Origin of the sequence: Aeromonas sp. QDB63 (assembly GCF_027707425.1) — a bacterium.
Classification (GTDB): Bacteria; Pseudomonadota; Gammaproteobacteria; order Enterobacterales; family Aeromonadaceae; genus Aeromonas; species Aeromonas caviae.
Genome location: NZ_JAPCIS010000028.1, coordinates 48082 through 59348, shown reverse-complemented (window position 1 = coordinate 59348; position 11267 = coordinate 48082). Strand labels below are relative to the sequence as shown.

Genomic DNA, 11267 nt, shown 5'->3' with positions numbered 1-11267 from the left:
TTAGCGACTAATCAGATCGCACAAACTGGACTGAGTTCCCTTCCTCCGGTGATCTACTATTCGGAACAGCTATTTAGGAGAGGAGGTTAACTTTCATGGTTGTGCTCATGCCTTCACCACCGGGATCCCTTTGATACTGGTGGTATAGCGGGGGCTGAGTTGTTCGCGTTTCATCATCCATTCGCTGGTATCTCGGCCTCGGGATGCAAAGTAGACCTTTCCCAACCGCCCCTGGTTAATCCTATCGATCACCTGCATGAGTGCATCGCTACGGGGATCCTGCTGTTCGCTGCCGAATAGACCCCCTTGCTGCATGCCTTTCGGGGAGAAGTCCGCCAGCATGACGCCGCCCTTCATATAGCGAACATCATCCAACCAGATCCTGCTCAGCAGCGGCTCGATCTGGGCTAGCAACTCACGGGTGTCGGCTGTGGGTATCGGCAACAGCATGGAGATCTGGTTGGCATAATGTGTTTCCCGCTCCGCAAACGGGCTCGAACGAATGAATACTGTGACATGGCGGCAGCACATGCCCTCTGTCCTGAGTTTCTCAGCTGCCCGCTCCATGTAGCCAGCGAGAGCCTCCCGCATGGGGCCGAAGGCGGTGATGCGCTCCCCAAAGGATCGGCTGCAAATTATCTGTTGCTTGGCCTGTGCCAGTTGCTCCAGCTCGGCGCAGGGGATCCCGCACAGCTCCTGCACCGTGCGCTCGACAACGACCCCGTAACGGTGCCGAAGACTCTTAGCATCAGCCGCTACCAGATCAGCCACGGTGTTGATGCCCTGAGCTGACAGCTTGGTGGTGAGTTTGCGACCAATTCCCCAGACCTCGTCTACCGGGGTGATCGCCATCAGTTTGGCGCGGCGTGTTTCATCGCGCAGATCGACCACCCCTCCGGTGGCGGGCCATTTTTTTGCGGCATAGTTGGCGAGTTTGGCTAGGGTTTTAGTGGGGCCGATACCAACACCGACCGTCAGCCCTGTCCACTGCTGTACCCGCTCCCGGATCTGGCGTCCATATGCCACTAGGTCACCCGCCCAACTCTCACTCAGCTCAGCAAAAGCTTCGTCTGTTTACCGGGACGGGTGCGAACAGCTTTGCGAGAAGGTCACTCAGCAACTCGGTGCGTGGTTCTCTCTTTTGAGCTGGTAAGGCTCATGTGGTGAGGGTTCTGGTGAGGACAACCAAAAAGTGTAAGAATAAACAGGTATGAACACGCATTTTCATACCTTTTCTTACATATCTTTAAAAAGTGTCATTTTAAGGTGAGCAACCAGAAGTGTAAGAAAAGGTGTTATGCATTGAAATATATAGTAAAAAATTCATTGCCACTCACTCAGTCACTCACTCAGCAGCGATTTTTTACATGTATTACCCTTTTGATCCCCTGCGGCAGGCCCTGATTCATCAGGGCCTTTTTTTACCTGTTTCTGACGCATTCACCTCCCCCGACGACCATGTTGCTGCCACTTTCCCCCGCTTTACGTCCCCTTCGTCCAGGCTTGTGGCTATCATCGAGACGATTTCTCCCTTCGGGAACCTGCATGAACCACTTGAGCCGTCTGCTGTGCTTCGCCCTGCTGATGTTCGGCGGCCACCTTGCTGCGGAGCCGCTGCGGGTGGGAGTCAGCTTTGCCATTCCTCCCTATGTCATCAGCCACGAAGACAGGGGCATTGAACTCGATCTCATGCGAGAGGCCTTCGCAGGCAGCCCCCATGAGCTGCAGGTCGTCTATCTTCCCCTGGAGCGCACCTTCAGGATGCTGGAGGAAGGCAAGCTGGACGCCATCATCAACGTCAAACCCGGCATGCTGGAAAGCGCCTACCTCTCACAGCCGGTGATCACCTTCCACAACCGGGTCTTCACCCTGGCGCCGACGGCAGTCCACACCATGAAGGATTTGCAGACCCTGCGAGTCAGTGCCTTCCAGCGTGCACGACAGATCCTGGGAACGACCTTCTCCGACATCGTCGACCAGAATCCCCGTTATGAAGAGGTGGCGAGGCAGGAGGGACAGGTACAGCGGCTCCTGCTCGGGCGCACCGATGCCGTGATCCTGGAACAGCGGGTGTTCTACTACTATCTGGCGCAGTTGCTCGGGGATGACCAGGAGGGCGACCGCTATCCCAAGAACAGGGTCAGACAGCACGACCTCTTCCCCCCGACTCACTACCACTTCGCCTTTCGCGAGGCGGGCCACCGGCAATGGTTCGACAGACAGCTCGCCAAGATGAAGGCGGACGGGCGCTATGAGCGGATCTTTGCCGCCTATGGCACCACCTCTACTGCCGGAGACAAAAAAGCCAGCCCATGATGGACTGGCTTGATACCGGCTCCAGGGAGCCGCAGTGGATGGAGCGTTACTTCATCGCGCTGCCGTTTTTCAGCTCTGCTTTCTGACGTTTGGCTTCGCGTTTCTCTTTCAGTGACATCTGCGGTTTTTTCTTGGCATCTTTGCCGTGATGCTGTTCTTTGTTGCTCATCATCAGACTCCAAAAAGGTTACCTGGACAGTTGGAACGGGTGTTCCAGCATGTCAGCCGAATCGTGGATTTCAGTACGCCAACAGTGACGATCGGGGATCGCACTGGCCTCAGCATACCCCCAATCTTCCGCCGGGATCCAGCCTCCCGGCAGCGCCTGTCAGCCAGGCGTTCCCGTCGCGTGCTCCCCCGGGAAATGACGACCGGGCGACACTTTTGGCATCCGGGGACGGATGGTCAGCCTGTCTCCGATGGATGTGTGTTAGGGTGGGCATTCAACGATCGCAGGAGCGCGTCATGAAGAAGCTGGAAATGAAGGATCTGACCGAGGCCGAGAAAGCCGAGATTGCCCTGCTGGTGCAAAAGGCCCAGGCCAATGCCGATCACACCCTGACCAACGGGGAGCGCAACAAGATCCGCGAAGCAGGACGCCAGAAGATCGCCGCCGATCGCGCCCAGGCCGCCAAGGCGGCTTCCGCACTGGCGCGGGAGAAAGCCAAGGAGCGAGCCAGTGCCCAAGTACTGCCCGACACCTTCAGCTGGTCCGATTCCGTCAGCAACAAATACCGTGGCAGACGGTAACGGCAGCATGAACGCACGCAGATGACGCTGCTGCAAAAAAGGGGGCTGGCAGAGCGTCATGTCATCTCCCTGAAAAGGGCAGCAGGAGGCGCCTGGCAGCTGATGCACACCCGGATAAAACCCCGATCCAGTCATCACTGACTGAAACGAATACCAAGATAAAGATTGCCATGACAGGGTGTGCGTGTTCTAATCGTTTTCGATGGTTCGGTAGTTCAGACCTGATTATGTTAGGCAGTCATCTTAAAGCAGTGATTTGTGCAGGCAGTTATCCCCGATAATTCTTGCCAGATAATTCTCCTTCTTTAGTGCTCCCCATACGTATTTCTGACGAAAAATCATGGATTGCCGCTCCGGTGGCGTTTCACTAATCACTACTCAAGGAAATTATCATGTCCAAAATGACTGGTACCGTAAAATTCTTCAACGCCGAGAAAGGCTTCGGTTTCATCTCCCCGGCTGACGGCAGCAAAGACGTGTTCGTTCACTTCTCCGCCATCCAGTCCAACGGTTTCAAAACCCTGGAAGAAGGTCAGCGCGTTGAGTTCACCATCGAGCAAGGCCAGAAAGGCCCGGCTGCTGCGAACGTCGTTCCGCAGTAATTCAAGCCGGAGCACCTTCCCCTCTTTGGGCAAGGGCCTCAGCAAGAATTGAAAAAACCCGCTTCGGCGGGTTTTTTGTTGCCCGTTTCCGGGTGACCGGCGTGTTGCCCTGCTTCCCTTTCGCCACGGGGAGCAAAAAGGGCACCCTGGTGGTGCCCCATTTCCTGGTCAGGTTCCTTACAGGGGCAGGCTGATCCGCGCCTCCAGCCCCCCCTCCTGGCGATTGTGAAGGCTGAGCTCACCGCCGTGCTGGTGCACCAGGGTGCGGGCGATGGCGAGCCCCAGTCCCACGCTGCCAGACTCGGTGTTGCGGGCTTCATCCAGGCGCACGAAGGGCTTGAACACCTCCTCCAACTGGCTCTCCGCAATCCCCGGCCCCTGATCGCGAACCAGGATCAGCAACTCGCCGTCACCGCGCACCAGAGAGACCTCGGCCCCCCCTGCGTACTTGATGGCGTTGCCGATGAGGTTTTGCAGCACCCGGCGCAGGGTGTTGGCGCGGCAGGCGTAAACCTGTTTACCCTCGGCCAGGCAGGTGACGGGCTGGCCCATGTCGGCATAGTCGTCACACAGGCTCTCCAGCAGGCTGACCAGATCCAGCTCCCGGGTCGCCTCCTGCTGCCCCTCCTCCCGGGCAAAGCTCAGGGTCGCCGCCAGCATCTGCTCCATCTGCTGCAGGGTCTGCTGGAAGCGCTCCTTGTCTTCCCCGTCCGCCAGAAACTCGCTGCGCAGCCGCAGGCTGGTGATGGGGGTGCGCAGGTCGTGGGAGATGGCGGCCAGCATCCGGGTTCTGTCCTGCACGAAGCGATCGAGCCGGGTGTGCATCCGGTTGAAGGCCTGGATGGACTCGCGGATCTCGGTGGGCCCCTCCTCGCGCAGGGGCTCGATGTCCTCACCACGCCCCAGCCTGTCGGCGTTGGCGGCCAGTTGCTTGAGGGGACGGGTCGCCCGGCGGAACAGCCAGATCATCAGGCCGATCACCAGGCTCGCCACCAGCAGCAGGTTGAGGGTGGTCTGCCAGGACCAGCTCGCCGTCTCCTTGTCCACCAGGGAGCTGAACTGGAGCCAGCCGCCGTTGGGCAGTTCGATGGAGCCGTAGAGCCGCATGTCCTGTGGCGGCGGCATGCCGTTGCGATCCTTCATCATGCGGTTGTGGTGCTGCCAGGCCCGGCTGCGCTGGATGTCCTGCTTCAGCTCGGCGCTGATCTCCACCGCCAGGGAGGATGGATAGCCGAGCTTGGCCCGCACCAGCTTCTCGAAGCGGGGGCTGCGGTTGTCCGGCTGCAACGGCTCGTCGGCCAGACGCAGCAGCAGGGTCTCGCTGCGGCTCGCCTTGAGGATCTCGTGATAGAGGGAAGGAGGGGAGAGGGAGAGCAGGCGCACCACGGAGATGATGCGCTGCATGGCGTTGCGGCTGTTGACGTAACCGAGGGCCTCCTCCCTGTCCGAACGGTAGATCTGGATACTGAGCAGCTGGATCAGCACCAGCCCCGCCAGGGCCACCAGCACTATCTGGCCGGTCAACCCCTTGGGCAGCAGCCTGGCGAAGACGCGCTTGATCATGTCGGCCTCACTCCTGGGTCACGTCGGCGGCGAACAGGTAACCGCCACCCCAGATGGTCTTGATGAGCTCGGGATTCTTGGGATCCCTCTCCAGCTTGCGCCGCAGTCGGCTCACCAGGGTATCGATGGCGCGATCGAAGGCCACCGCCTCCCGGCCACGGGCCAGATCCAGCAACTGATCCCGGCTCAGCACCCGCTGGGGCCGCTCCAGAAACACCTTGAGCAGATCGAACTCGGCGGTGGAGAGGCTCATCCCCACCCCCTCCTCGTCCACCAGCTCCCGGCGATTGACGTCGAGCAGCCAGCGATCGAAGCGCAGATCCCGGGTCAGGGTCTCCGGCACGGGCAGGCTCTCCGCCTGGGTACGGCGCATCACCGCCTTGATGCGGGCCAGCAGCTCCCGCGGGTTGAACGGCTTGGAGAGGTAGTCGTCCGCCCCCATCTCCAGGCCGATGATGCGGTCCGTCTCCTCCCCCATGGCGGTCAGCATGATGATCGGCAGGCGGGATTTGACCCTGAGCTCGCGGCACAGGGTGAGGCCATCCTCCCCCGGCATCATCAGATCCAGCACCAGCAGGTCGAACTCCCGCTCATCCAGCAGCCGCTTCATCTCCTTGCCATCGCGGGCGCAACTGACGCGCATGCCATGCTGCTCCAGAAAGCGCTTGAGCAGATCGCGGATCTCGCTGTGGTCATCGACCACCAGAATATGAGGGCTGCTTTGGTTCATCATCATCTCTCCGTTATCGGGCTGGGGCGATTATACGAAAATCAACCGGGCGGGTTGTGTCAAAGTGTGCCAGCACGCCCCTGTGCCACACTCTGCTACAAAATAGGCCTCTACTGGCAAATTTCAGACACTTCCACGGTGTTTACTGGATACCAAGGCGAAAGAGCCTCTACCCGTACACATCCGACAGGAGTTACCCATGAAAAAGCTGACCAAGACCCTGCTGACCGCCACCCTGATCCTCGGCCTGCCGCTGGGCGCCTATGCCGCCAGCGAGGCGGTCTCCACCGCACAACCGACCCAGGCCACGGCGACCGGTTGCCCCATGGACGGTACCGGCATGATGGGCGGCAAACATCATGGCGGCCGCCACGACAAGATGGCCCGCATGAAGAACATGACCCCGGAACAGATCCAGGCCCATCTGCAACAGCGCTACGACAAGATTGAAGATCCGGCCAAGAAGGCGGAGTTCGTGAAGAACCTTGGTCTGCGTGCCGACGGCATGATCAAGCACGCCGAGGTGATGAAGCAGTTCGCAGAAGCAAACCAGTAAATCGAAGTAATGAAGCCGTTTGCCGAAGCAGACCAGTAAGTCGAGATGATCAAGCTGTTCGCAGAAGCAAACCAGTAAATCGAAGTAATGAAGCCGTTTGCCGAAGCAGACCAGTAAGTCGAGGTGATCAAGCTGCTCGCAGAAGCAAACCAGTAAGGCGACGTAATGAAGCGGTTTGCCGAAGCAGACCCGTGATCCGGCGGGGCCCTGCCCCGACACCGGCGAATACAACAGGGTGGCGCAAGCCACCCTTTTTTGTCTCCACCCCCCAGTTTTTTCACCTTTTCCTGCCTGGCCGCATCATGTTATGTGAGCGATAACAAACGTTTCACTTTCGAAATAAATCATAATGGTCCCTCACACAACAGACGCGGGCACGATCCCGGGCACAGTGGACAGGAGTCGTTATGGGATGGAATCTGGGCACAATCAAGGGGCGCTATACCGCCGTTTTTCTGGGCTTCATGGCGCTGGTGTGCGCCCTGACGGTGATCGGCATCCAGATCTGGATCACCCCCGCCCTGCAAAAAGCGGGGGAGGAGAACGTGGCGCTGCGAGTCGGCGAGATAGCGACCGACATCCGTGACCAGCTCAACGGGGTGCAGACCCAGTCGCGCAGCATTACCCAGCTGGTGGCACAACTGCCGAGCGAGCAGATAGATGCCCAGCTCCCGGCCCTCATCGACCAGTACGGCAACGGCATGGTCTTCGGTGGCGGCATCTGGCCCCTGCCGGACAAGCGGGAGGCGGGGCGCGCCAAGTTCAGCACCTTCTTCCACAGGGATGCGTCCAACGCCCTCATTCCCAATACCTACTGGAACTCGGCAGAGGCGCCCAACTATTTCGATCAGCCCTGGCACAAGGCTGGCCAGCACGCGCCCCGTGGCGTCTGTGCCTGGGCCGCCGCCTACAAGGATGGCGCGAGCCAGCAGCCGAGAACCAACTGCGCCATGGGGATCTACCAGGATGGCACCCTCTACGGGGTGTCGACCATAGACGTCACCCTGGGCTTCTTCAACGACCTGGTGGCCAAGAAAGAGCAGGAGATCGGCGGTCAGGTGATGATCATCGAGGCTGACGGCAAGATCCTGAGCCGCAACGCCCGTCTGACCGGGGATGTGGTGCTCGGCAACCTCTCCGCCCACGCCGACTATCCCTTCGCCCTCGCCATCAGCGGCCTGCTGGGCCAGGATGCGAGCAAGGGGCAGCTGCGCACCACCTTCCAGGATCAGGGTGAGGAACAGACCCTGCTGATGGAGGCCATCAAAGGGACCCCCTGGCTGCTGGCCGCCGCCCTGCCGACCCGCACCCTGACCCAGGACAGCCGGGATGTGCTCGCCACCCTGGCGAGCATCCAGCTCCCCCTGGCGGGGCTGCTGTTCGTGCTCATGGTGCTGGCCATCAGCCAGCTTGGCAGCCGCCTGCAGACCCTCAAGCTCAACATCGACGCCCTCAGCGCCGGCGACGCCGATCTGACCGCCCGCATCCAGGTGAAAGGGCATGACGAGCTGGACAACATCGCCCTGTCGGTCAACCGCTTCATCGCCTTCCTGCAACAGATGATGGTGCAGGTGACCGCCGCCACCGACCTCATCACCCGCGAGCTGGCCCAGCTCGATCAGCAGACCGGGCAGGCCAGGCGGATCCTGGGAGAACACGCCAGCGAAACCGATCAGGTCGTCACCGCCCTCAACGAACTCAGCTCCACCGCCGACAGCGTTGCCCGCCACGCCAACGACTCCGCCAGCTTCACCGAGGCCGCCAACGGTCAGGCGGCCAGCTCCCGCAAGGTGGTGGGGTCAGCCTCCGCCAGCGTGGTGGCCCTCATCGACGAGGTGGATCTCGCCGCCGCCAAGGTGCTGGAGATGCAGGAAGATGCCCAGCAGATCGGCAGCGTGCTCGGGGTGATCGGCGGCATCGCCGCCCAGACCAACCTGCTGGCGCTCAACGCCGCCATCGAGGCGGCCCGGGCCGGTGAACAGGGCCGGGGCTTCGCGGTAGTGGCCGACGAGGTGCGTGCCCTCGCGGCACGCACCCAGAACAGCACCGCCGAAGTGGGCAGCATGTTGTCACGGCTCACCCAGGGGGTCGCCGAGGCCGTGCTCGCCATGGAGCAGACCAAGCGCAGTTGCCAGGCGGCGGCCGACACCACGGGGCAGGTCACCGGCGGCCTCGACACCATGGCCGACGCCGTGGTGCAGATCCACGATCTCAGCAGCCAGATCGCCACCGCTGCCGAGGAGCAGAGCCGGGTGACCGAGGAGATCAACCGCAACATGGTGAGCATTCGCGACATGCTGAACCTCCTGGTGGAGAACGGCGGCAACACGGAGCAGAGCGCCGCCACCCTGCTGGGGTCCAACCGCCAGTTGCTGGCTCTGGTACACCGCTTCAAGGTGTGAGCCTGAACACCAGGCAGCAAAAAGGGGCCCGCGGGCCCCTTTTTCATTCACCTTGCCAGGACTCAGGCCTTGTTGGCCAGGTTCAGGGTCTTCACGGTCTCGCCTTCGAACTTGATGACCACGTTCTTCTGGGCCACTTCGGAGTCTTTCAGCAGGGACTTGGTAGTCTCGGCCAGCAGCGGGGAGGCCTTGTTCAGAGCGTCCAGGTCATAGGTCCACACTTCCAGACCGGCGTCGGTCTTGGTGCTGGCCGGGGCGCCCAGCTTGTCCTTGATGGCCTGCTTGTTGGAACCGCCTTCCTTGATGTCCAGAGCCTTCTTGATCGCTTCGTTGGAAGCGGTGTCCATGGCGTTGCCAGCCATCTCTTTGGCGGTGCTGGTAACGCTGCTGGTCACGGTGTCGGTCAGGGAATCCATCAGGCCGGCGTGGGCAACCAGAGGCAGGGCGGTCAGGGCAATCAGCAAGGACTTTTTCATGAAGATACATCTCGCAAGAATGAAAAGAGCGCGCATGAAACCAGCGGGATGAATTGGAGTCAAGAAAATCCCTTGGTCAAGCCGTATTCGGGGGGGAAAAGCCCCGTAGCGGCTCCGACCAGTGCCCTTGTCAGCCGCTGAGCTGGTCCTTGCCCGCCAGCTTGGCCCGGTAGAGCGCCCTGTCGACCCGTGCCATCAGGTGGGACACCTGCTCGTCGGGGTCGGACTCCACCAGCCCGAAACTCAAGGTCACGGGCTCGATCCCCTTGACCCTGGCATGGCTCAGGCGCTGCCTCAGCTTTTCGGCCACCACCCGGGCGTCGGGCAACCGGGTATTGGGAAGCACCAGCATGAACTCGTCACCCCCCCAGCGGGCCAGCAGATCGATCTCGCGGATGCAGCCCCGGGTCAGCTGCACGATATCGATCAGGGTCTGGTCCCCCACCCCGTGGCCATGGCGATCGTTGATCTGCTTGAAGTCGTCCACGTCCATGGCGATCACGGCAAAGGGCTCCTTGAAGCGCTTGGCGCGCTCATGCTCCAGCCGCACCGCCTGCTCCAGCCGATAGCGGCTGGCCGCGCCGGTCAGGGAGTCCGTCTCCGCCAGGCGGCGGTTCTCCTCCACCTGGAACTGCAATGCCTGGTTGAGCCGCTCCAGTTCGGCGGTACGCTGCGCCACCTGCTGCTCCAGGGTGCGGTTTTGCAGCTCCAGCCTGGCGTAGAGTTCCCGCTGGGCGTGGATGTTGCGGTGTGCCCCCACCATCCTGGCGACACTGCCGTCCGGGTTGCGTGCGACGATGCGGCCACAATCCGCCACCCAGAGGTAGTCACCGTTACGGCAACGGCAGCGGTATTCGGCCCGGTAGTCCGCCGCCCGCCCACTCAGGCAGGCATCGAAGCTCTCCATGACCTGCGCCAGATCGTCCGGGTGGATCAGGTTCTCCCAGGTAAAAACAGTGTTGTCGAGGGAGTGGGGCTCATACCCCAGCATCTGATACCAGCCGGGATAGCGATGGACATAGCCGGTGTTGGCATTCCAGTCCCAGAGACCGTCGCTCACGACCTCCAGCATGCCGCTCATCACGGCCTCGTCGAGGGCCGGTAGCCTTGTCATCTCATTGTCATGCAGCATGAAAACCTTCCTTGTTCTGCTACTCGGCGCCACGGATCCGCTTGTTGACCTGGCGGGAAAACCGGGCCTGCCGGTCGAGCCTTCAAGGGGGCGACTGGCCTCGACACCCCGTCATGACGGGTTATCGGCCAGGTTGCCCTCTTGTTGAACAACAGTAGCAGCCCGCACACTTTCGAGTCTTGCGCGCCGTCACGCTCCCTTCCGTTCTTCTGCCGGCCAGATTGCACCACGGCGGTGCACACCTTTGGCGCAGCCCTGCCCATATTGGGCAAGCCTCGCTGACCAGGGTTGCGATTAATAAGTAAGTGCATGAATAAAAAGAAAAATACTTTTCTGGCGCAATATTTGCCTTTATCTGGGTGAACCACAAGGATTGGGGATATTGCATGAAATTAATCACCGCCATCATCAAGCCGTTCAAACTCGACGACGTGCGCGAAGCCATCGCCAGCCTCGGCGTCGAGGGGCTGACGGTTTCCGAGGTCAAGGGGTTTGGCCGCCAGAAGGGGCACACCGAGCTGTACCGGGGTGCCGAATACCAGGTGGATTTCCTGCCCAAGGTAAAGCTGGAGATCGCCACCCTGGCCGACAACGTCGAGCAGATCATCGAAGCCATCAGCAAGGCCGCCCACACCGGCAAGATAGGTGACGGCAAGATCTTCGTTTATGACCTGCAGGCCGCCGTGCGCATCCGCACCGGCGAGACCGACGCAGACGCCCTTTGATACGACTGGAACTGA

Annotated in this window: 12 protein-coding genes and 1 pseudogene; 6 read left to right on the top strand and 7 right to left on the bottom strand. The window is 60.8% G+C overall.

Annotated features, from left to right (window positions below; genetic code table 11):
- Positions 1-105: 105 nt before the first annotated feature.
- Positions 106-852: a DinB/UmuC family translesion DNA polymerase gene (locus tag PG879_RS20610; protein ID WP_113725460.1), complete on the bottom strand. Its 747-nt coding sequence runs from the start codon at positions 850-852 to the stop codon at positions 106-108.
- An 84-nt stretch (positions 853-936) separates the two neighbouring features.
- Positions 937-1059 (bottom strand): annotated as a pseudogene (locus PG879_RS20605) (Y-family DNA polymerase); the annotation flags it as partial.
- 486 nt (positions 1060-1545) lie between these two features.
- Here PG879_RS20605 and PG879_RS15855 point away from each other — a divergent pair.
- Positions 1546-2316, top strand: coding sequence for a substrate-binding periplasmic protein (locus tag PG879_RS15855; RefSeq protein ID WP_039040118.1), 771 nt, complete (start codon positions 1546-1548; stop codon positions 2314-2316).
- A gap of 46 nt (positions 2317-2362) precedes the next feature.
- Here PG879_RS15855 and PG879_RS15850 read toward each other — a convergent pair whose 3' ends face one another.
- Positions 2363-2485, bottom strand: a complete 123-nt coding sequence (locus tag PG879_RS15850) for a hypothetical protein (RefSeq protein WP_010675895.1) — start codon at positions 2483-2485, stop codon at positions 2363-2365.
- Positions 2486-2781: 296 nt separating this feature from the next.
- On the opposite strand from PG879_RS15850, the gene yjbD reads away from it, so the two are divergent.
- Both yjbD and cspE read left to right on the top strand, forming a co-directional pair.
- Positions 2782-3066 (top strand): DUF3811 domain-containing protein, encoded by a 285-nt coding sequence (yjbD, locus tag PG879_RS15845; protein ID WP_039040119.1) that lies wholly within the window; start codon positions 2782-2784, stop codon positions 3064-3066.
- 392 nt (positions 3067-3458) lie between these two features.
- Positions 3459-3668 (top strand): transcription antiterminator/RNA stability regulator CspE, encoded by a 210-nt coding sequence (gene cspE, locus PG879_RS15840; RefSeq protein WP_010675897.1) that lies wholly within the window; start codon positions 3459-3461, stop codon positions 3666-3668.
- 177 nt (positions 3669-3845) lie between these two features.
- Here the strand turns inward: cspE and PG879_RS15835 are convergent, their stop codons facing one another.
- Positions 3846-5231, bottom strand: coding sequence for an ATP-binding protein (locus tag PG879_RS15835; protein ID WP_010675898.1), 1386 nt, complete (start codon positions 5229-5231; stop codon positions 3846-3848).
- Between the two features lie 7 nt (positions 5232-5238).
- Complete coding sequence (locus tag PG879_RS15830) at positions 5239-5961, bottom strand: response regulator (protein WP_270830406.1); 723 nt, start codon at positions 5959-5961, stop codon at positions 5239-5241.
- A 199-nt stretch (positions 5962-6160) separates the two neighbouring features.
- Between PG879_RS15830 and PG879_RS15825 the strand changes: the two genes are divergently transcribed.
- Both PG879_RS15825 and PG879_RS15820 read left to right on the top strand, forming a co-directional pair.
- Entirely contained in the window at positions 6161-6517 is a 357-nt protein-coding gene (locus tag PG879_RS15825; RefSeq protein WP_010675900.1) for a hypothetical protein, read from the top strand.
- 407 nt (positions 6518-6924) lie between these two features.
- Positions 6925-8919: a methyl-accepting chemotaxis protein gene (locus PG879_RS15820; protein WP_270830405.1), complete on the top strand. Its 1995-nt coding sequence runs from the start codon at positions 6925-6927 to the stop codon at positions 8917-8919.
- 62 nt (positions 8920-8981) lie between these two features.
- Here the strand turns inward: PG879_RS15820 and PG879_RS15815 are convergent, their stop codons facing one another.
- On the bottom strand, positions 8982-9395 hold the full coding sequence (locus PG879_RS15815; RefSeq protein ID WP_010675902.1) for a hypothetical protein: 414 nt from the start codon (positions 9393-9395) through the stop codon (positions 8982-8984).
- 130 nt (positions 9396-9525) lie between these two features.
- Positions 9526-10527: a sensor domain-containing diguanylate cyclase gene (locus PG879_RS15810; protein WP_039040121.1), complete on the bottom strand. Its 1002-nt coding sequence runs from the start codon at positions 10525-10527 to the stop codon at positions 9526-9528.
- Positions 10528-10913: 386 nt separating this feature from the next.
- Between PG879_RS15810 and glnK the strand changes: the two genes are divergently transcribed.
- Positions 10914-11252, top strand: coding sequence for a P-II family nitrogen regulator (glnK, locus tag PG879_RS15805; protein WP_039040122.1), 339 nt, complete (start codon positions 10914-10916; stop codon positions 11250-11252).
- The last annotated feature ends 15 nt before the right edge of the window (positions 11253-11267 follow it).